Source organism: Sphaerisporangium viridialbum (assembly GCF_049674955.1).
In the GTDB taxonomy this organism is placed as follows: Bacteria; Actinomycetota; Actinomycetes; order Streptosporangiales; family Streptosporangiaceae; genus Sphaerisporangium; species Sphaerisporangium viridialbum.
On record NZ_CP187232.1, the window covers coordinates 8,017,812 to 8,038,243 of the forward strand.

At 69.8% G+C, this 20,432-nt stretch carries 17 protein-coding genes and 1 pseudogene; 10 read left to right on the forward strand and 8 right to left on the reverse strand.

Going from position 1 to position 20,432, the window contains the following annotated elements:
* Positions 1 to 174: 174 nt before the first annotated feature.
* The 4 genes from ACOZ38_RS36040 to ACOZ38_RS36055 all read left to right on the forward strand — a co-directional run bounded on the left by ACOZ38_RS36040 (position 175) and on the right by ACOZ38_RS36055 (position 3,850).
* Entirely contained in the window at positions 175 to 2,028 is a 1,854-nt protein-coding gene (locus ACOZ38_RS36040; protein WP_424535466.1) for a DUF262 domain-containing protein, read from the forward strand.
* A 542-nt stretch (positions 2,029 to 2,570) separates the two neighbouring features.
* Positions 2,571 to 2,807 (forward strand): hypothetical protein, encoded by a 237-nt coding sequence (locus tag ACOZ38_RS36045; protein ID WP_424535467.1) that lies wholly within the window; start codon positions 2,571 to 2,573, stop codon positions 2,805 to 2,807.
* 139 nt (positions 2,808 to 2,946) lie between these two features.
* Positions 2,947 to 3,333: a YchJ family protein gene (locus ACOZ38_RS36050; RefSeq protein WP_424535468.1), complete on the forward strand. Its 387-nt coding sequence runs from the start codon at positions 2,947 to 2,949 to the stop codon at positions 3,331 to 3,333.
* Between the two features lie 103 nt (positions 3,334 to 3,436).
* Positions 3,437 to 3,850 (forward strand): hypothetical protein, encoded by a 414-nt coding sequence (locus ACOZ38_RS36055; protein ID WP_424535469.1) that lies wholly within the window; start codon positions 3,437 to 3,439, stop codon positions 3,848 to 3,850.
* Positions 3,851 to 3,941: 91 nt separating this feature from the next.
* Here the strand turns inward: ACOZ38_RS36055 and ACOZ38_RS36060 are convergent, their stop codons facing one another.
* On the reverse strand, positions 3,942 to 4,934 hold the full coding sequence (locus ACOZ38_RS36060) for an ABC transporter substrate-binding protein (protein ID WP_424535470.1): 993 nt from the start codon (positions 4,932 to 4,934) through the stop codon (positions 3,942 to 3,944).
* Positions 4,935 to 5,316: 382 nt separating this feature from the next.
* On the opposite strand from ACOZ38_RS36060, the pseudogene ACOZ38_RS36065 reads away from it, so the two are divergent.
* Positions 5,317 to 6,551, forward strand: a pseudogene (locus ACOZ38_RS36065) (RNA-guided endonuclease InsQ/TnpB family protein); the annotation flags it as partial.
* A 21-nt stretch (positions 6,552 to 6,572) separates the two neighbouring features.
* On the opposite strand, the gene ACOZ38_RS36070 reads toward ACOZ38_RS36065, so the two are convergent.
* Together ACOZ38_RS36070 and ACOZ38_RS36075 are read right to left on the reverse strand one after the other, a co-directional pair.
* Positions 6,573 to 7,724: an ABC transporter substrate-binding protein gene (locus tag ACOZ38_RS36070; RefSeq protein WP_424535471.1), complete on the reverse strand. Its 1,152-nt coding sequence runs from the start codon at positions 7,722 to 7,724 to the stop codon at positions 6,573 to 6,575.
* Positions 7,666 to 7,839, reverse strand: a complete 174-nt coding sequence (locus ACOZ38_RS36075) for a putative leader peptide (protein ID WP_424535472.1) — start codon at positions 7,837 to 7,839, stop codon at positions 7,666 to 7,668. The genes ACOZ38_RS36070 and ACOZ38_RS36075 overlap by 59 nt, the downstream gene beginning before the upstream one ends.
* A 213-nt stretch (positions 7,840 to 8,052) precedes the next feature.
* On the opposite strand from ACOZ38_RS36075, the gene ACOZ38_RS36080 reads away from it, so the two are divergent.
* Positions 8,053 to 8,958: an MvdC/MvdD family ATP grasp protein gene (locus ACOZ38_RS36080; RefSeq protein WP_424535473.1), complete on the forward strand. Its 906-nt coding sequence runs from the start codon at positions 8,053 to 8,055 to the stop codon at positions 8,956 to 8,958.
* 63 nt (positions 8,959 to 9,021) lie between these two features.
* Here the strand turns inward: ACOZ38_RS36080 and ACOZ38_RS36085 are convergent, their stop codons facing one another.
* A complete protein-coding gene (locus tag ACOZ38_RS36085; protein ID WP_424535474.1) occupies positions 9,022 to 9,915 on the reverse strand; it encodes an MBL fold metallo-hydrolase in 894 nt (297 codons plus the stop codon).
* Positions 9,916 to 9,997: 82 nt separating this feature from the next.
* Between ACOZ38_RS36085 and ACOZ38_RS36090 the strand changes: the two genes are divergently transcribed.
* Positions 9,998 to 10,849, forward strand: coding sequence for a LysR family transcriptional regulator (locus ACOZ38_RS36090; protein ID WP_424535475.1), 852 nt, complete (start codon positions 9,998 to 10,000; stop codon positions 10,847 to 10,849).
* A 44-nt stretch (positions 10,850 to 10,893) separates the two neighbouring features.
* Here ACOZ38_RS36090 and ACOZ38_RS36095 read toward each other — a convergent pair whose 3' ends face one another.
* Both ACOZ38_RS36095 and ACOZ38_RS36100 read right to left on the reverse strand, forming a co-directional pair.
* The gene (locus tag ACOZ38_RS36095) at positions 10,894 to 12,624 is read right to left on the reverse strand and encodes an FtsX-like permease family protein (RefSeq protein ID WP_424535476.1); all 1,731 of its coding nucleotides are present in this window, start codon (positions 12,622 to 12,624) and stop codon (positions 10,894 to 10,896) included.
* Positions 12,621 to 13,349 (reverse strand): ABC transporter ATP-binding protein, encoded by a 729-nt coding sequence (locus ACOZ38_RS36100; RefSeq protein WP_424535477.1) that lies wholly within the window; start codon positions 13,347 to 13,349, stop codon positions 12,621 to 12,623. Before ACOZ38_RS36100 ends, ACOZ38_RS36095 begins: the two co-directional genes overlap by 4 nt.
* 190 nt (positions 13,350 to 13,539) lie before the next feature.
* On the opposite strand from ACOZ38_RS36100, the gene ACOZ38_RS36105 reads away from it, so the two are divergent.
* A complete protein-coding gene (locus ACOZ38_RS36105; RefSeq protein WP_424535478.1) occupies positions 13,540 to 14,184 on the forward strand; it encodes a response regulator in 645 nt (214 codons plus the stop codon).
* 238 nt (positions 14,185 to 14,422) lie between these two features.
* The gene (locus ACOZ38_RS36110) at positions 14,423 to 15,100 is read left to right on the forward strand and encodes a DUF4328 domain-containing protein (protein ID WP_424535479.1); all 678 of its coding nucleotides are present in this window, start codon (positions 14,423 to 14,425) and stop codon (positions 15,098 to 15,100) included.
* Here ACOZ38_RS36110 and ACOZ38_RS36115 read toward each other — a convergent pair.
* Together ACOZ38_RS36115 and ACOZ38_RS36120 are read right to left on the reverse strand one after the other, a co-directional pair.
* The gene (locus ACOZ38_RS36115; protein WP_424537151.1) at positions 14,994 to 18,704 is read right to left on the reverse strand and encodes a DNA polymerase III subunit alpha; all 3,711 of its coding nucleotides are present in this window, start codon (positions 18,702 to 18,704) and stop codon (positions 14,994 to 14,996) included. The genes ACOZ38_RS36110 and ACOZ38_RS36115 overlap by 107 nt on opposite strands.
* On the reverse strand, positions 18,704 to 18,970 hold the full coding sequence (locus ACOZ38_RS36120; RefSeq protein WP_405140619.1) for a DUF6504 family protein: 267 nt from the start codon (positions 18,968 to 18,970) through the stop codon (positions 18,704 to 18,706). Before ACOZ38_RS36120 ends, ACOZ38_RS36115 begins: the two co-directional genes overlap by 1 nt.
* 294 nt (positions 18,971 to 19,264) lie before the next feature.
* Here ACOZ38_RS36120 and ACOZ38_RS36125 point away from each other — a divergent pair, with 294 nt between their 5' ends.
* Positions 19,265 to 20,425 (forward strand): ABC transporter substrate-binding protein, encoded by a 1,161-nt coding sequence (locus tag ACOZ38_RS36125; RefSeq protein WP_424535480.1) that lies wholly within the window; start codon positions 19,265 to 19,267, stop codon positions 20,423 to 20,425.
* Positions 20,426 to 20,432: the final 7 nt, after the last annotated feature.

Below are 20,432 nucleotides of genomic sequence, written 5' to 3' on the forward strand. Positions count from 1 at the left end.
CGGTCACGGACGACTGCCAGCGGAACTTCTGGAAGACGCTCGTCCGCATTGCTAAGGGGCAGACAACCCTGCAAAGCTTCAGCCTTGCCGTCTTTGATCCGCGAACGCTCCGACAGGTAGGTCCATCGCAGTTTTCTCTGCGCGGAGGGGCGAAGTGGACAAAGATGGAGGGCTGTGGACGCCAATACCTACTCGCTGAAGCAGATCCTCGCCCAGGAACGGCGGTTTGTCGTGCCGACGTTCCAGCGGGACTACGAATGGACTCTCGAGGGGCAGTGGGAGCTCCTGTTCGACGATCTCGAGGCAGTGGCAGACCGCTTGTTCGAGGCACGTGTGAACGCGGAACTCACCGGGCAATCGCTATCCAAGGCTGATCGGCAGGTGACCCCCCATTTCCTCGGCGCGGTCGTGCTTGATCAACTGTCAGCTCCCGCAGGCGGTCTTGATCTCCGTGCGATCATCGACGGCCAGCAGCGCCTGACCACACTTCAGTTATTGCTGCGAGGCGTCCTGGATGTGCTGATCGAGAAGGAATCCTCGCGTACTCAACAGGTGAGGCGTCTACTCCAGAACCCGTCCGACATCATCGCCGCAGACCACGAGCGCTACAAGCTATGGCCACGGCGTAAGGATCGAGATATGTGGCCGGTCGTGATGTCCGACGAGGTTACGACCTCGGTTGGCCACGGCTATCTGCAAGCCAGGGCCTACTTCGCTAAGCGCGCTCGCACGGCAGTGGTCGGTTTGAACGGCCAAGACCTCACCGACGTGGTAGTTGACGCGCTGCTTGATCTGTTCAAGCTCGTCGTGATCGATCTCGAGGACAACGACGACGCTCAGGTCATCTTCGAAGTACTCAATGGCCGCCAGACACCGCTGTCCGCTACTGATCTTGTGAAGAACCTGCTGTTTCTGCGTGCAGAGTTGCGTGATGAGAAGCATCTCGAGGATTTGTACGACCGTTTCTGGTCTCCCTTCGATGACGACTGGTGGAAGATCAACAAGGGACGTGGTCATGCGGCGCGTGGGCGTCGTGACATCCTGCTCTCCAGCTGGCTCACGGCCGTGTCTGCGGACGAAGCGAACATCGGCCACCTGTACAGCGAAGTACGCCGCTATCTCGACGCCGCTGACCGCCAGACTCCAGATGTACTGGCAGAGCTGCGGGAATACGGCGCCGCCTACCGAGACGTCTACAGCGCGACGGGCCGCGGCACGATGCGGCTTCGACAGTCATACCAACGCTTCGACCGCTTGGAACTCGTCACGGTCACCCCATTGCTCATTTGGCTACGCACCCAGCCGCCCGAACGTCTTTCCGATAGGGATCACGAGCTCGCCGTACTCGCTCTCGAATCGTGGGCCGTCAGACGCGTGATCACTGGCGCGAACACCCGCACATATGGGAAGGCGTTCCTTGAGGTACTCAAGGCCGTCAGGTCAGCGGCCTCCAACCCGGAGGAATCGATCGCCCATGCGATCGTGACCGCGTTGCACGCCGCCCCCGCCGGTCTTGGTTGGCCGGAGGACAGCGAACTGGAGGGCACTTTCGTCAACAGGCCGTTCTATGGTGTGCTCACCCAGGAGCGGATCAGGATGCTACTCGGTGCCATCGATGAGCGGATGCAGCACGACAACCCAAGGACCGAGCCCGCAGAGTTCGACTACGACCGTCTGCAAATCGAGCATGTGATGCCTCAATCGTGGCGAGATCACTGGGCCCTTGACTCACCAAACGAGGGGCTGCGTCTATTGGACGCTCAGCAACGAGAGCAATGGGTGCACCGCATGGGCAACCTCACTCTGGTGACCTCCGACTTCAATCAGGATGTCTCAAATCTGGCCTGGGGCGTCAAGAGGAACGCGTTGGCGACTCACGCCAAGCTGCAGATCAGTGCCGGCTTCGCGATCACCGAGATCTGGAACGAAACGACGATAGAAAGCCGCGCGCGTTTGCTTGCCAAATTCGCCGCACTTGTATGGCCGGCCGCCGACCGCCTGATCGAGAACCTAGACTCTGCTGACTAAACGCGACAGTAGAAGACTGTATGCCCGGAGAGTCGACCAGCGGGGATGGCCTTCAGGTTCGATACGCGTCGGACGCACTGGGAAGCCCCGGCATGTCGATCCGTCCGTCCCCCGGTCGGCGAGCAGGGCGAGGACCTCTCCCCTGCGAGTGCAGATCCACTGGATGTCGGGTACCGGCTGAATGCTCCCGAGAAGCCAAGGTCGCCAACAGTACGCGTAAAGTCGAAGATCAACTCCGCATGGGATCGTGCTCCCGGGCTGTGTGCGTGAACGAAGAGGTGCCTGTAACCGCTTCTATCCTGCAGGACCGACCGGATCGTTATGTCAGCTTCTCAGCCCTGACGTGAACGCTCCGCGTTCCTCGCTAGAGGGCCCTGAACGTTTCAGGCTCATAGCGCTTGTCTTCGGGAGCGGCCCAGGTCGGATCCGCCGGAGGCGGGGGGCGGTAGGCGCGGACTGTCTTCGAGGGGCCGGTGATGCGACGCTTCCTGTGCTACCCAGTCCGAAGCGGTTCCGGCTTCTGTCACTCCACAGGAGAATTCATGCACAAAGTACGAAACCTGCTCCTCACGGTCGCCCTGGCCGGTGGTCTGGCCGTCTCCCTGGGAGCGGCACCGGCGCAGGCCGCCACACTCCGGAACGTCTACTACGACTCATCCGACTGCTACCGATACGGGAGTTACGGCGTCCAGAACGGTCTATGGACCTCGTACACCTGCACCTTCGTCAGCAACGGGTCCAGCACGTGGCCGTACGGCTTCTGGTTCCTCTACGCGTGACCCCACTCATCTCCGGCCCAGAACTGAAGGCGGACACGACCCCGCCGTACTGAGGCACAGCAGGCCTGTCGTTGGGGGCACAGCAGGCCTGCCGTACGGCGGCACGGCGGGCCGACCGTACGGGGGCACAATAGAGGACATGCCTCGTCGCGAATCCGCCGCCTGTCCCTGCGGCCTCCCCGCGTCGTACCAGGACTGCTGCGGGCGGCTCCACCGCGGCGAGGGCACCGCGTCCACGGCGGAGCAGCTCATGCGCTCCCGGTTCAGCGCGTTCGGCGTCGGCGACAAGGCGTACCTGCTGCGCACCTGGCATCCGGCCGACCGGCCGCCCCGCATCGGCTTCGACAAGGGTCTGCGCTGGACCCACCTGGAGATCCTGGACTCCACCGGGGGCACCGCCTTCCATACCGAAGGGACCGTCCGGTTCCGCGCCCACTACGTCGATCACGGACGCCCGGACCACATGGAAGAGAACAGCCACTTCACCCGTCTCGACGGCCACTGGGTCTACACGGGCGCCGTATAACCGCCATGCCTCGGCTATTCCCTTTGGGGAATTGTCGGTCTGTGGGGCTTCTCGCAAGGTGGGAGGGAACACGGACGCATCAGCCGAGGAGAAGCAGTGACCGATGTATGCCCAGGACCTGGCGAGCCGGTATGTCGCGCTCTGGAACGAGCCGGACGCGGAGTCGCGCCGCAAGGCCATCGAGGAACTGTGGGCGGAGGACGGTGCGCACATCCTCCAGCCGCCGCAGGAGATGCGCGACATCGCCGCAGCGCTGGGCTTCGACTCGACCACCCTCGAAGCTCGCGGGTACGACGCGTTCGAGGTGCGGGTGACCCGCAGCTACGAGGAGTTCGTCGCCCCCGGGCAGTTCACCTTCCGGCCCGGGGAGGCCGCCGTCCGCCTCCACAACATCGTCAAGTTCCACTGGGAGATGGTGCCCACCGACGGCGGTGAGGTGGCGGGCGGCGGCCTGGAGATCCTCGTCCTCGACGAGGACGGCCGCATCAAGACCGACTACATGTTCCCCGGCCTCTGACACGCCTGCCCCGACCCCCTCCTATGGCCGCCGGGGATGGGCCCATGGGTGCGGGGATGGGGCCTATGTATGGGGCCGGGGATGGGGGTCGTCAGACCGCTGCCTTGGTTAGGTGGGGCCTGGCGGTTCCGATCCTGAGGGGGTCGGGCCTGGTGGGTTCCCGCTTGCGCGGCTCGGGCGTTGCCAGGGCGGCGGCCACCAGGGGTTCCAGGTCGGGGGCGGTCGCGTCGGAGATGTCTACCGGGCGGCGGAGGTAGTTGGCCGCGTACAGGATGTCGGCGGCCTCCTGTTGCTCGGCGAGGAACTCCGCGCCGGCGGGCTCCAGCCGCCAGGGCAGCCGGGCGAGGGCGATCTCCCAGGCGTCCACCGAGCCACCGACCGCCTCCACCATGAGGTGGGCCGCCTCCCTCGGATTGGCCCTCGCCCAGTCGTCGGCCTGCTGGAGCGCTCTGACAAAGGCGGCGACCGCGCCCGGGCGGGTCTCGGCGAAGTCGCGCCGGGTGAAGAAGACCGACCGGTTCGAGATCACCCCTGCCGTGCCTGCGAGGGTCACGGTCTTCCCCGAGGTCTCCGCCTTCACCAGGTCGGCTCCCTGGGCGACCCAGGCGGCGATCTCGCCCGTGCGGAGCCACCGGACGGCCTCACGCCCGACGGCGCGGGGCTCGATGTCCTGGTACGAGAGGCCGGCCTCGGCGAGCAGCTTGGCCAGGAAGTGCGTCTGCCAGGAGCCGACACCGAAGGCGACCGGCCTGCCCGCGAGATCGGCTATCGACCGGACGGGACCTGATCGAGGTGCCGTCTCTTCCGGGTCGGGGGTGGCGACCAGGAGGGCTCCGTGGCCCGGGCGAGGGGCGGATGCCGCCACGTAGACGATGGGCAGCCCGGCGGCCTGGGCGGTCAGGGGCGGGGTCGATCCGGTGCCGCCGAAGTCGATCGCGCCCTCGGCCAGCAGCTCGCCGGTCCGCGTGCCGTCGGCGTAGAAGTACAGCTCCAGGGGTTCTTCGAAGGTGTCCAGGACGTGGTCGAGGCGCGAGAGGAAGAACAGGGACGGATTGCCGTTGTGCACGCCTATTCGAATGGTCACCGGTGAACTCCCAAGTCTCGTATCAGGATGGACACCGGAGGGGAGGGCTGCCAACCCCTTAACGCCCTCCGCCTCCGGTGCCTCCGGATACGGCGGCCATCCTCGCGAGCGCGCCCCGCTCTTCGCCGTATCCCGCTTGTGACCTCCTGGCCGTTCTCAGCACCCAGTACGTCCGCTGCGGCATTCACACCGACTGCTCCGGGTACGTCCGCCGCCGCGTTCACAACGACTGTTTCCGGTACGTTCGTCCGTGGGTTCATCAATTACCTTCAGCGTGGAGACTCCGGCCTTCAGGCCGGGGAGGAAACGTGGCATGGTCCCGCGCGGCACGGGATCGAACAAACGTGCGAGAATTAACTGATCGCGCGATAGCATGCGAGGCATGGCGCAGGCAGTGAAGCGGGCCTTCAAGTTCCGCTTCTACCCGACCTCGGAGCAGGCCGAGGAACTTGCCCGGACGTTCGGCTGCGTCCGTCTGGTGTACAACAAGGCCCTCGAAGAGCGGGCCCGCGCCTACACGCTGGAAGGCCGCAAGGTGTCCTATGTGCAGTCGTCGGCCGCGCTCACCCAGTGGAAGCGCACCGAGGAATTGAGCTTCCTGGGCGAGGTCTCCTCGGTCCCGTTGCAGCAGGCGCTTCGGCATCTGCAAGCCGCGTTCGCGAACTTCTTCGCCAGACGCGCCAAGTACCCGGCGTTCAAGTCCCGTAAGAAGTCGCGGCTGTCGGCCGAGTACACGCGCTCGGCGTTCACCTACCGCGACGGTCGGCTCACCCTGGCGAAGATGGACGCCCCGCTCGCGATCGTGTGGTCGCGTCCCCTTCCCGAGGGTGCGCGGCCGTCCACGGTGACGGTGTCCCGCGACGCGGCGGGACGGTGGTTTGTGTCCCTGCTGTGCGAGGACGCGATCCGCCCGCTGGATCCCACCCCGGCCACGGTCGGGGTGGACGCCGGGATCACCGCCCTGGTCACGCTGTCGCGCCCGATCGACGGTGTGACCGACGAGCACGGCAAGGTGACCAACCCCCGGCATGAGCGGGCCGGCCGCCGCAAGCTCGCCCGAGCCCAGCGTGCCCTGGCACGTAAGGACAAGGGCAGCGCCAACCGGCAGAAGGCGAAACTCCGTGTCGCGAAGGTCTACGCCCGGATCGCCGACCGGCGGCGTGATTTCCTGCACAAGCTCACCACCTCCATCGTCCGTGAGAACCAAACGGTCGTGATCGAGGACCTCACCGTGCGCAACATGGTGAAGAACCACAGCATGGCCCGAGCCATCTCCGACGCCTCCTGGCGACAGATGCGATCCATGCTGGAGTACAAAACGGCGTGGTACGGGCGGGAACTGGTCGTCGTCGACCGCTGGTTCCCCTCCTCCAAGCTGTGCTCGGCCTGCGGAACCATCCAGCACTCCATGCCGCTGAACATCCGGACGTGGAAGTGCGCCTGCGGCGCAGTCCATGACCGGGACGTGAACGCGGCGAAGAACATCCTCGCGGCCGGGCTGGCCGAGAGATGAAACGCCTGTGGAGCTGGTGTAAGACCTCAAGGAGAGTCCTCTCTGGCGGGCGACCGGCGATGAAACAGGAACCCTCACGGGCGACCGTGGGACTCCCCTCCCTTCAGTTCAGGGAGGGGATGAGGTCAAACCGGCTGCTCCTGGGGCGTTCGCCGGTGGGCGTGGGCGCTCATGAGCGGGGTGTGGTCGGCCCAAGAGGCCACGTCCACGGCGGACTCCAGAAAGCCGTGGGCCCGCAGGAAGCGCTCCTGCTCGGCGAGGAGGCCGAGCCGCTCGGCGGACAGGTCGATCGTCAGGTCAGGCAGGTCGATCGTTAGGTCGGGCAGGCGGTGCGGGCCCGGCGGCAGGGCGTCCTCCGACAGGCTCAGGGCCTGGTCGGGATGGGCGGTGGCCCACTCGGCGGCGTCCAGCAGCACCCGCAGGAACCGCGCGACGACGTCCGGGCGGACGTCCAGCAGCAGCTGGTCGACGGTGATCGGCCTGACCGTGCCGTCGTTGATCCTGACCCGCCGGTCGGGGTGGCCGTCGAGGTCGATCGCGACGTGCAGGCCGTACCGGCCGGCGGCCTCCACCGCCGCGGCTCCCTTGACGTACACGGCGTCGACGTCGCCCCTGGCGAGCGCTTCGAGCTCCGGCTCCCACTGCCGGGTGTCGGGCCTGGGAAGCCCGGCGGGGCCGGAAGCCCGCTGCCGGGTGCCAGGCCCAGGGGAGCCCGGAGTCCCCGGCCGGGCTCCAGGCCCGGGGGAATCCGAAGTCCCCGGCCGGATGCCAGGCCCGGGCGAGCCCGAAGCCCGCTGCCGGGCGCCGGGGCCGGAGAGCCGCCGGCCGGGGAGGGAGGTGACCGGGATGTCGACCAGGTAGGCGTCGTTGAGGGTGAGCCCTCCCGCCCAGAGGGCGCCCTGGAAGCCCCGCAGGGCCGTCGCCCGGCGGACGTCGACGGGGACGCCCCTGCGCAGGGGCAGGGCGAGACGCCGTCCCCGCAGGTCCTCGGGGTCGCGGATGGTCACGTAGGGCCGCGTGAGGATGGCCTGGCGCTCCTCGACCCAGGTCAGGCCGATGAGCCGGGTGCCGGCACCGCGCGAGCGCGCCCACAGCGCCGGTACGTTGCCGTCGTCGCGGAACAGCGTCCTGAGCGTGCGCTCGTGGCGGCGCCCGTCCGGCACGAGGTGGCGTACGGCAATGCCTTCGGGGGTGAACTCGTCGTCGAGCCAGCCGAGATCAGCGGCGATCCCGGTGGCGGTGGGTCCGGGGCGGCGGTGGTACCACAGCTCCTGCACTGTCTTCTCCTGTCGTGGTCGATCGGCCGGCGAGCGTCTCGGCGCGACAGAGAGCCCCGGTGACCCTGCACAGATCGACGTGCCGACGGGAAGTCAGAAAGGCTGAGCGGTCCACATCTCTTACGGTAAACGCTCTCTACGGGTTTTACAACTATTCCTACTTGTTTACTCTGAAATACGCTTTCCAAGCCATCCACAAGTCAGCCGTTCCGCCGACAAGCTGCGATCAAGTGATCCACGTCATCGTGGAACGTCCAGGGGATCGGCGACGCCGCGGCGGCGGGCGAGGGGGGCCGGCCGTGCCCACGCACGAGTGGAGAAAGCATCAATGAGCAGCACGGTGCTCATCCTCACCGAGGATGGCGACACCCAGGCGCGGCACGTCGCCCGCGCTCTGGCGGGGCGAGGAGCCGACACGCTCGTCCTCGACCCCGGATGGTTCCCCGGCGTCGCCCGGATCTCCGTCGCCCTGGACCCCTCCGGGTCGGCCCGGCGGACGCTCCTCACCGACGAGCGGCGCGTCGACCTCGACCGGCTCACGTCGGTGTGGTTCCGGCGCCCGGGCCCGCCGCTGGGCGATCCGGCCGACGACGGCCCCGTGCAGCAGAACGGGCTCGCCTCCGACGTGTGGGACACGCTCGACTGCCTCGCCGTGCCCGCGTCGCGTGCGGTGATCCAGCGCGCCCAGCGGAAGCTCTACCAGCTCTCCGCCGCGGGCCGGCTGGGCTTCGAGCTGCCCTCCACGCTGATCAGCACCGACCACGACGAGCTGCTGGACTTCTACCTCGCCCACCAGGGGCAGATCGTCACCCGGGTGCTCAACCGCCCGTGGGCCATCACCGAGCGGAACCCGCAGGAGGAGGTGCCGACGCTGACCGACCCGAAGGGCACCGGGCCATTCCCCCTGGTCGCGCAGGCACAGGTGCTGCGCAGGCTCGCCTTGCGGGTGATCGTCACCGGCTCCCAGGTGTTCGCCGCGGAGATCCACTCGCCGAAGAGCGTACGGCGGCTGCGCCCGCACGTCCTGCCCGACGACGTGCGGCTGCGCTGCCAGAACCTCATGCACGCCCTCGGCCTGTCCTTCGGGACGATCGACCTGACCCTGACCCCCGAGGGCCGGTACGTGTTCCTGGAGGTCAACCCCGGAGGCGGCTTCCTGCTGATCGAGGAGATCACCGGCATGCCCGTCACCGAGGCCCTGTGCGACCTGCTCCTGCCGGCGTCCCCGGCATAGCCCCTAGGCTGCGGGTAAGAAGCCATCGAGGCGACCAGCGTTCAGGCGTGGCGGGACGAGGGGTCATGCGGCGTGCTCGGTGCACAGGCACCCGACGCCCCGCTCGATCCACTCCTGGCCGACCCACTCGGGATGCCGTTCGATCAGCAACGCCCGGACCTCGGCCACGATCTCGGCCTCGCCCATCGCGGAGTCACGCCGCCGCCAGGTCTCGTCGCGCAGCTCGCGCAGGTAGTCGCGGACGCCGGCGAGCACCTGCGGACCGCCGAGGTCACCGTGACCGGGTACCACCACCCGGGGTCCGGTGGCGGCCAGCCGGTCCAGCACCGCCAGCCAGCGCACGCCGGAGACGTCCGTGTCGTACGGCGGAAACCACGGGAAGATGGCGAACTGCCCGGTCTCGGCGAGATCCCCGGTGAACAGCACGCCGGCGTCCGGCACCTCGACCACCTGGTCACCCTTCGTGTGGCCCCGCCCGGTGGGCCGCAGCCGTACGGTCCGGCCGCCGAGGTCCAGGTCGTACCCGTCGTCGTAGACCGCGTCAGGGGTGGGCAACCGGACCCCGTCGAGGCGGCGGGCGATCGACCCGCCGAAGCCCCGGAACATCTCCAGGTAGCCCGGCCCCTTCGTCTTCAGGTCGTCCGCCTGGGCGCGGTTGACCAGGTACGTGGCCTGGCCGGCGAACACCTGCGCGCCGAAAGCGTGCTCGGGGTGGAAGTGCGTCGTGGTCAGGTACAACCGACGGCCCTTCGCCACCTCGGACGCGAAGGCGAGGACCTGCTCGGCGTTGGCGGTGCCGATGCCCGTCTCGACGACCAGTACGGCCTGCGAACCGCCGATGATGCCGATGTTGGGTACCAGCGCGACCCGGTGGTTCGGGATCACGAGCAGGTCGGGGGCGATCTCCCGGGCGCCGGCGACCCGCACGGCGGGGTCGGTCATCGGTTCGTTGGTCATGCTCCGATTCCACCGCCCGGGCACCGCGGCCGTCCAAGACCCATTAGGTGGCGCCGATACCGTACGGGTATCGTCGCCGGTCATGGAGCTACGCACGCTGCGCTATTTCGTGGCCGTCGCCGAGGAACTCCACTTCGGCCGGGCCGCCGCCCGGCTGCACATGAGCCAGCCGCCGCTGAGCCGGGCGATCAAGCACCTGGAGACCGACGTCGGTGCCGTTCTGTTGCACCGCTCCGCCGCAGGCGTCACGCTCACCCCGGCTGGGGCGGCGCTGCTGGACGAGGCGCGTACCCTGCTCGACCAGGCCGACCGGGTACGCGTGCGCGTGGCCGCGGCGGCCGGCGCCGCGACCATCACCGTCGGCATCCTGGGCGACAGCACCGACCGGGGCGCGACGCGGCTGGCCGCCGCGTACCGCCGGCGGCACCCGGTGGTCGAGGTCCGCATCCGCGATACCGACCTGACCGATCCGACCTGCGGGCTGCGCGCCGGACTGGTCGACGTCGCCCTGACCCGCGGGCCGTTCGACGAGACCGGCCTGACGGTGCACGAGCTGCGCGCCGACCCGGTGGGCGCGGTGCTGCGCGCCGACGATCCGCTGGCCCGCCGCGACCGCCTGAAGCTGGCCGACCTGGCCGGCCGGCGCTGGTTCCAGTTCCCGGACGGCACCGACCTGATCTGGCAGTCGTACTGGAACGGCGGCGAGCCTCGCGAGGGTCCGGTGGTGCGCGCCGTCCAGGAGTGCCTGCAGGCCGTGCTCTGGAACGGCACGGTCGGGATGACCCCGCTCGGGCACGACCCACCCGAGGAGCTGGCCGTGGTACCGCTGATCGACATGGCGCCGAGCCGCGTGGTGGCGGCGTGGAACGAGGGCGACGTGAACCCGCTGATCCGGTCGTTCGTCCAGATCGCGACGGCCGCCTACCGCGACTGAGCGCCTCGCGGCAGGCGAATGCACCGCGCGGGCTTGCACCCGCCCTAGTCGGGACGTGGAGCCGGGTCGGTGGTGACCGAGCGGAGCAGCGGCCTGCTCAGGGCGCCCGCCCCGATGACCCCGGCGAAGCCGGCGACGACGCAGCCGAGCAGCGTGAGCACTCCGGTCGAGCTCATGGCGAACCTGGCGAACGGGGCGGCGCAGAACATCCCTGTGGCGATCGACCCGCCGCCCATGACGGTGAGCGGGATGAGCGTCTCCAGGCGCCTGGCCCTGTCGAGCACCTCCAGCGGGGTGCCGGCCAGGCGCAGCAGCGCGTAGTTCTGCCGCCGGTCGAGGATCGAGGACGCTGCCGTGATGCCCGCGCTCGCGATGGCCACCAGGAAGGACACCGCCAGTACGATCACCGTGCCCGTCCTGATGTCCTGGAGAAGCCATGCCGTCGCCACGTCTCCCTTCACGGCGAGCGACGAGCTCGGGGTGAGCAGCCCGATGAACCCCGCGACGAACCCGGTGAGCGCCACCCCGCTCACCGTGCGCCAGGCCGACCTCGGATCATCCACCAGACGCCGCCCGGCCAGCAGGCGCCCCGGCCCCTTGGCCGTACGGGCGGTGACGCGGCCGATCACCCCGACCACCCAGGGGCCGACGAGGTTGAGGGCCAGGAACGCCAGGGCGAGCACGACCGCGATCGTCCCCGCGCCCGCCCCGAGCCCGATGGTCGGGACCACCGCGAGCGTCCCCAGCATCACGACCACCCGTACGAACCGCATCGCGGGCGGGGTCTCCCGCCTGGCCACGCCCAGCGGGCTGACGACGACCCTGCGCAGTCCCACCACCGCCGACAGGCCGACCAGGAGGGGCACCGCCACCAGCACGGCGGCGATGGGAAGCACCCCCGGCCACATGTCGGAGGCGAACCACGTGCCTCCGGTGATCTCGACACGGCTCAGCGGCGGGACCGCCACCGCGTACAGCACCAACCCCAGCACCGCACCCCCGAACGCGGTGATGACGGCCTCCGCGACGGTCATCGTGACCACCTGGCCGGGCGTCGCGCCGACCAGGCGCAGGGAGGCCAGGCGCTGGTCGCGGCGGGCGACCGTCAGCCGTGCCGCCGCGCCCCCGAAAACGAGCAGCGGCACGACCATGAACACGCTCGCGAGCAGCGCCAGCGCCCGGTAACCGTTGGCGCTCGACGTCGGCGTTCCCTCGAAGCCGGCCACCTTCGTCGCCGACACGCCGAGCCGGTAGTCGCCCTTCCATTCGCCGTTGACGGCCGGGTCGCGGGGTGCGTGCCCGGCGACGGCGACCAGCTCACCGGGGTGGACCAGGCCCTCGTCCCCGATCGTCCCCACGACCTTCCCCGGGAGGAGCGCGCCCACCGCCGGCTCCCTCGCGAGCGCCGCCAGTGCCGGAGACATCACGAGCTCCCCCGGCCCCGGCAGGCGCGACAGCCCCGGAGGAGGGGGGACGTCCTTCACGAGCACCGCCACGTGCACCACGGTGACCGGCCGTCCGCGCACGAACTCGGTACGCACCGCCTCGACCGCGCGTGCCGTACCAGCGGGCGCGCCGGCGGTCTTCCCGGCCGGCACCGGGTTACGCCAGGCACCGCGCTCGGCGCGGCCGTCGAAGGCGAAGTTCACCACCACGGCGAAGATCAGCAGCGCGGTGGAGACGGCGACCGCGGCGATCATCAGGGACGATCCCAGCAGGCCGCGGCGACCGCCGCCCTTCAGCAGCCGCCAGGTGAGCTCCAGCAGGTTGCTCATCGCGAACCCTCCTGAGCCCAGCCGGATGCCTGGCCGGACGTCTGGGCCGGTAGCGGGCCCGTGAGGATGAAGCCGTCCCGCACCTCGACCACGCGGTCGCACCAGCCGGCGACGTGCGGGTCGTGGGTGACGACGACGAGGGAGGCCTCGTTGTGCTTGGTCGCCTCGACCAGGATGCGCATCGTGTCGTGCCCTGTGGCCTGGTCCAGCGCACCGGTGGGCTCGTCCGCGAACACCACGGCGGGCCGGGTCACGAGGGCCCGGGCGATCGCCACGCGCTGGGCCTGCCCGCCGGACAGCTCCCCCGGCCGCCGCCCCTCCATGCCCCCGAGGCCGAGCGGGCCGAACCAGGACCTGGCCTGCCGCACGGCCTGCGGGCGCGAGACGTCGCCGAGCATGAGCGGCAGCGCGACGTTCTCCTCGGCGGGCAGTTCGGGCAGGAGCTGGCCGAACTGGAAGACGAACCCGAAGCGGGTGCGGCGGAGCGCGCTGCGCCGGCGCTCCCCCAGCGTGTCGATCCGGTCTCCCAGCAGGTGGACCTCACCGGAGTCCGGCCTCATGATGCCGGCCAGGCAGTGGAGCAGGGTCGACTTCCCCGAGCCGCTCGGACCCATGATGGCGACGGCCTCGCCGCGATGGATCGTCAGGTCGACTCCGGCGAGGGCGACCGTGGGCCCGAAGCTCTTCTTCAGGCCCCGGCCTTCGAGAACACTGTGCGAGGACATGGCGACGAGCCTTCCTCGCAGGCGGTGACCGGCGGATCGGCCACCCGTCCGATCCCCACGCCCTGGCATCGGCCGAAAGGCCGATCTCCGAGGAGGACGACCGCAGGGGGGCCGAGTTCTGCGGCCGGAGCCCCGCCCGCAGTGGACGAACCGGGCGGCGGCTCGCCCGCTTGCTGGCAGAATCGGGCGGGTGAAGGTACTCGTCGCGGACGACCAGGAGCTCGTGCGTACCGGATTCCAGATGATCCTCGACGCCCAGCCGGACATCGAGGTGGTCGCGGCCGTCGCCGACGGGGCCTCGGCGGTCGAGCAGGCCCGCCGCCTCCGGCCCGACGTCTGCCTGCTGGACATCCGGATGCCACGGCTCGACGGCCTGGAGGTCACCAGGATCCTGGCCGGTCCCGGCGTGCCCGACCCGATGCGCGTGGTGATCGTCACGACGTTCGACGTCGACGAGTACGTCTACGGCGCGTTGCGGGCTGGCGCCTGCGGGTTCCTGCTCAAGGACAGCGGGCCCACGCTGCTGATCGAGGCGGTGCGCGCCGCCGCCAACGGTGACGCGCTGGTCTCGCCCTCGGTCACGGTGCGGCTGCTCGCGCACCTCGCGAGGCCCGCGGCCGTGCCGGCCAGGCCCCCGAGGGAGCCGCTGACCGAGCGCGAGCTGGACGTCGTACGCCTGGTGGCCCGGGGCCGCACGAACCAGGAGGTCGGCGGGGAGCTGTTCGTCTCCCTGTCCACGGTGAAGACGCACCTCGGCAGCATCCAGGCGAAGCTCGGCGCCCGCAACCGCGTCGAGGTCGCGGCGTGGGCGTGGGAGTCCGGCATCGTGCGCTGAGCAGCACCGCGAGCCTCGCGCCAACCGGGGCGGACGGGTGCTATGGACATGCGTCGATCAAGCTTTCACGCGCGCTCCCCCGGGCGCGGATAAACCTCAGATCATCTCGCGTATATACAGGATCTTCTCCCTCGCCTCGCCGATTAGCGGAGAGGTCTCCTGGATAGGACTGAGGCAGGCGTCGCGCTACGTCCCAGACGAAAGACGACCAATCAGCGCATGCCGGGGGGAGACAAACATGCGCTATTCCCGATCCGCAGTGAGCAGGTCGGCGATCGGCGTCTACCTGGCGCTCGCCGCCCAGATCGCCACCCTTACGTGCCTGGTCGTCTTCGAGGAGGCCCGGGGCAAGCTGCTCGCGCGGCAGGTCGCGGTGCTGGGCAGCAACCCCCACGCGCCGGGCGCCGAGGCCGTCGTCGGCGCGGTGACGTGGTTCGCCGTGCTCATACTCCTGGTCGTCTGCGCGACGGTCGCCGCCGGCTGCTCGTACTTCGCTTGGCTCCGCCAGGCGGGGGCGACCCCGCGCATGATCGCCATCGCGTGGTTCGTGCCCGTGCTCAACCTCGCGGCGCCGGCGCTGCTCGTGCACGCCCTGCGTGAGGACGCCGGCCTGCGCGAGGGCCGCCGGCGCGCCTGGCTCGCCCTGCTCGCCGCGTGGTGGGCGTGCTGGCTGGCCATGGTGTTCCTCATCCTCATACGGCTGCCGGTCACGCACTCGCCGCAGGGGAAGGACCTCACCGGGCTCGGCCCTTCCGAGCTCGTGGTCGCGGTGCTCGCCGCCCTGCTCTGCGCGGCGACCGTCAGGGAGGTCACCGAGGCCCGGATGACCGCCCGCCCTTCGGGGATCGCGCCCCGCCTGAAGCTGCTGCCCGCGCTGCGCTCGCTTCCCCGGCATACCTATCCGGCCGGGGACTGACCTCCCGCGCCTCCCCCTCCGTGGTGACGTCCATCGTGTCCCTTCGAGGGGTGAACGCCGTCGGGCCCGAGCTGCCCGGGCTGGCGTGCCAGAGCTTGCGCGGCGGGATCCGCAGGCCGGGCGGGGCACCGTTGTCGGCGTAGGGGGACAGCCGGTAGCCGTTGCCGTACTCGATGGGACGCCCGCCGACGCCCCCCTTCTCCTCGCGGACGACGCCCAGCATGGCCCACACCGCGCCCATGCCTCCGGTGCGCCAGGCCTCGTCCACCTCGACGAGGTTCCAGCAGTCCAGGGCGCGCAGGGACACCGCACGCGCGCCGACCCGCCGTACGACGCCCTTGGCGACCATCAGCCACGACCCGAAGATCGTGGCGGCGCAGTGCCCCTGCACCGACTCGAAGAAGGTCAGGTCGATCGGGCCCGTCGAGTCGTCCAGCGTGGTGAAGACGACCCGCTGCCCCGAGCGCACCGCCGGGGTCTGCGTGGCGACCTTCACCCCGGCGACCAGGATCTCGGCGCCGTTGCGCATCCTGAGCAGCTCGCTGGACCTGACGACGCCGATCGCGTCGAGCAGCTCCTCGTGGAAGCCGATCACGTGGCGGCTGACGTCCATGCCGAGGATCTCCAGCTCGGCCTCCACGGCCTCCGCCTCGGTCATCTCCGGGAGCTCGCCGGGCTCGATGCGCTCGGTGAACCCCATCGGGATCTGCACGGCCGGAGCCGTTTCCCGCTCCGCCACGGCCCGCGCCGCCTCGCCGTACGGGGGAGGGGAATCGCCGGCGGGCCCGCCCGGACGCGGCTCGCCGTACCGCCAGCGTGAGCGGGAACCGGCTCGGCGCCTCCTTCCCGCCGTCACGCCGGTCGAGGACGCCCGGTCCAGGGCGCCGACCTGGGCGAGCAGGTCACGCCTGGTCAGCTCCCCCGGACGCCAGCGCGGGCCGCCGGGGTGCAGCCCGTACAGCGCGTCGACGCCGCCGACCTGCACGATGCGCTCTGTGACCGGCCTGGACGGACGGGCCCGCTCCCAGAAGTCGGCCAGCGAGGTGTACGGCCGGCCCGCGACCATGCGCTCCACCTCGGCCTCGCTGATGCCCTTGACCGACGAGAACGGCACCCGCAGGCCGTACCCCGCGGGCTCCGTGCGGCGTTCGACGAGCCAGTGCCTGCCGGAGTGGTTGACGTCCAGCGGCAGGACCTCCACCCCGCAGTGGCGGGCCTCGTCGAGGATCACCCGGTTGGGGTACATGCCGGGCTCGTGCGTGAGCACCCCGGCGAAGAACGCGGCCGCGTGGTGCCGTTTGAGCCAGGACGACTGGTAGGTGGGCATCGCGAACGCCGCCGCGTGCGCCTTGCAGAACCCGAACGCGCCGAACGCGTCGAGCACCTTCCACGCCCGGTCAGTGGTCTCGCGGTCGAACTCGGGGAGCACCTCGCCCTCCCACCACACCAGCACCCGGTCACGGCCCTCGGGAGTGCCGAGGTCGCGGCGGATCTCCTCGGCCTTCGACAGCCCGCAGCCGGTCATGACGTCGACGACCTTCAGGACCTGCTCGTGGAAGACGACGACGCCGTGGGTCTCCAGCAGCGCCGCCCTGAGCTTCGGGTGGGGGTAGTGCGGCTCGCGCCAGCCGTGCCTGGCCGAAAGGTACGGGGTGATCATGTCGGAGTTGACCGGGCCCGGCCGGAACAGCGAGATGTCCACGATCAGGTCGTGCATCGTGCGGGGCTCCAGCTTGGCCACCAGCTCACGCTGGCCGGGCGACTCGATCTGGAAGCAGCCGAGCGTGCGGCCGGTGCAGATCATGTCGTACGTCGCCTGGTCGTCCTGCGGGACGCCTCTGTCGAGGTCGATGTCCTGGCCGTCCACCCGCTTGACCTCGCTGAGCGCGTACGCCATCGCCGACTGCATGCGCACGCCGAGCACGTCGAGCTTGAGCATCCCCGCCTCCTCGACGTCGTCCTTGTCGAACTGGCTCATCGGGAACTCCAGCAGGCTGCGCTCGACGGGGGTGCGGTCACGCAGCCCGGAGTTGCCGACGAGCACGCCGCACGGGTGCAGGGCGATGTGCCGGGGCAGCCCGTCGAGCTTCTCCGCGAGCCGGAACATCGTCTCGAGCGCCCGGTCGTTGAGGCCGCTGTCGCGCAGCTCGGGCAGGTCGGAAAGGGCGGAGCGTATCTGCCTGGCCCTGATGTGCGGGAACGCCTTGGCGATGACGTCGGTCTCGTGCGGCGGCAGGCCCATGGCCGCCCCGACGTCGCGGATGGCGCTGCGCGCCCGGTAGGTCTCCATCATGGACACGCAGGCCACCCGGCTCTCGCCGTATCGTTCGAGGATGGCCCGGTAGCAGTCGAGCCGCCGCGCCGACTCCACGTCCACGTCGATGTCGGGCAGCCCCTTGCGGCCCTCGGACAGGAAGCGCTCCATGAGGAGGCCGTGGTCGAGCGGGTTCACCTCGCCGATGCGGATGAGGTAGTTGACGAGGCTGCCCGCCCCCGAACCCCTGATCGCGCAGCGCACGCCCATCTCGCGAATCATGTCCGTGATGCCAGACACAACTACGAAATATCCGGATAGCTGCTTTTTCTCGATGATGCGCAGCTCGTTCTCCAGGCGCTCCCGCGCGTCACTGGACCGTTCCAGCCCACGGTCGTACAGCCCGTCCTCACACAGGTGGCGCAGCAGCGGGACGGGGTCTCCGCCGACCTCCGGGAGGTGGAGCCGCTCCTGGCCGCCGCGCAGCGCCAGGATCTCCAGGGGGTCGAGCACGCACCGCTCCGCGACCTCCCTCGTGCGGGCGAACAGCCCGCGCGCCCGGTCGAGGTCACCCTCGCAGATCCGCGAGGCCACCTGCCACATCTCCTTGCCGCTCTTGAGATAGGCGTGCGAGGCGGAGTGCTCCAGGTGCCTCGGGTGCAGGGGTACGAGCTTGCGCGCGGCGTCGAGCACGTTGCCGACCCGGTAGTCCCCCGGGTCGAGATGGCGCACGGCGTTGGTCAGCACGGCGGGCACGCCCGCCGACTCCGCCAGCGCGAGCATGCGCAGGGCGGCGTTCGCCTCCCGGTAGCCGTACTGGTCGACGACCTCGACCACCACGTCCGGAACCGCCGCCCGCCACGCGAGGAGCAGCGCGCGGGCGTGCTGGTCGCGGCGCGCGGCCAGCGCCCGGCCGACGTCGGACCTCGGGCCGAGCATGACCAGCAGCCCGCTCGCGTGCTGGGCGACCAGGTCACGGGTCACCCGGGGCGCGCCCCGCTCCCCCGCGTAGTGGGCGGCGGTGGTGAGCCGGCACAGGTGCGCCCACCCGCCGGTGCGCGCCAGCACGGTGACGCGGACCTCGCCGTCACCCCCGCCCTTGACCGCCCGGCCGCCACGCGGCGCCGGGGCGTCTCCGGGGCTCAGGAGCGCCAGGTCGACGCCGACGACCGGCCTGACGCCGGCGTCGGCGCACGCCTGGACGTGCTTCACCGCGCCGTACATGCCGTCGCGGTCGGTCAGCGCGAGGATGTCCATCTCGTGGCCGGCCGCCCGCTGGACCAGCTCGCGGGGGAACGCCGAGCCGTACCGCAGCGAGTAGGCGGAGGCGACGTGCAGGTGGGGGAACATCAGTCCCACGCCCTGAGCAACAGCCAGCCGCCGCTCGCGGTGTCGAACCGCAGCTCGTAGGAGCCGACCTCCTTGGACGGGCTCGCCTCGACCCGCCAGAACCGGCGTTCGCCCGGATCGTTCTCCGAGACCTTCCACCACTCGCGGGAGGTCACCCAGTGGTCGAGGATCCGGTGGACGACGTAGAGCCGGTCGCGCCACACGAAACGGGCGGGCTCGTCATCGCGGGTCCACACCTCGATGGGATCGCCGTAGATTCTGCTCAAGGCGCTTCTTCTCCCTGGGCCTGTTGGGACTTCGCGGGCACCCGGGGGAAGACGGGCGGTGCTACATCGAACATATGTTCTCAGAGCCCGGAGGGCAAATCACCACAGCCCGCACGCGCCGTACGGGACCACTGGGACGGACGAGGCGTCCGGTCAAGATCTTGGTGAACCATCACAGGCCAGTGACTTCACCTTTTGTTCACATAACTACACCGGACCGCAGCCAAGTGGATGCAAGTTGTTGTCCCGGCTCATTTATGTTTTCCCCACACCTCCGAAAGTGGGAGCAAAAGCGTGTACTCACCCCGAACGCGTATCGTCGGCCTGGCGGCCGTGCTTACCGTTGCTACATCCCTGGGCGCGGCGTGTGGTGCCGCTCCGACGACCGGCTCTCAGACCGAGGCTTCTGGCGGGAGCGTCGCCAAGACCGCGACCTCCGCCACCGACTTCGGCGGTCTCGACAAGCTCGTCGAGGCGGCCAAGAAGGAAGGCCAGCTCAACGTCATCGCCCTTCCCCCGGACTGGGCGAACTACGGCGAGATCATCCAGGCGTTCACCACCAAGTACGGCATCAAGGTCAACAGCGAGAACCCCGACGGTTCCAGCTCCGACGAGATCAACGCCGTCAAGACCCGCAAGGGCCAGGACCGCGCGCCGGACGTGCTCGACCTCGGCACCGCCTTCGCGCTCAGCGGCGCGGCGGAGGGCCTGTTCGCCCCGTACAAGGTCCAGCCCTGGGACAAGATCCCCGAGGGCCAGAAGGACGCGAACGGCACCTGGTACAACGACTACGGCGGCTACGTCTCCATCGGCTGCGACGCCAAGCGCATCAAGGAGTGCCCGCAGTCCTTCGCCGACCTGCTGAAGCCCGAGTACAAGGGCAAGGTCGCGCTGAACGGCAACCCGACCAAGGCGGGCTCCGCCTTCGCCGGCGTGTTCGCCGCCTCGCTGGCCAACGGCGGCTCCTTCGACGACATCCAGCCCGGCCTGGACTACTTCAAGAAGCTCAAGGCCGCCGGCAACTTCAACCCGGTCGAGTCGACCCCCGCGACCGTGCAGAACGGCGAGACGCCGATCAGCATCGACTGGGACTACCTCAACGCCGGGTACACCGAGCAGTTCGCCGCCAAGGGCGTCGACTGGAAGGTCACGGTGCCCTCCGACGGCAAGTACGCGCAGTACTACGCCCAGGCGATCAACAAGGACGCCCCCCACCCGGCCGCCGCGCGGCTGTGGCAGGAGTTCCTCTACAGCCCCGAGGGCCAGAACCTCTACCTGAAGGGATACGCCCGCGCCGTGCTGCTGCCCGCCATGCAGACCGACGGCACGGCCGACGCGGCCCTGGTCGACCAGCTCCCCAAGGTCGACGGCACGCCCGAGTTCGCCAGCGACGCCCAGGTCACCAAGGCCAAGGAAGTCCTGGCCACCGGCTGGGGCGCCGCGGTCTCCGGCTGACCTCCGC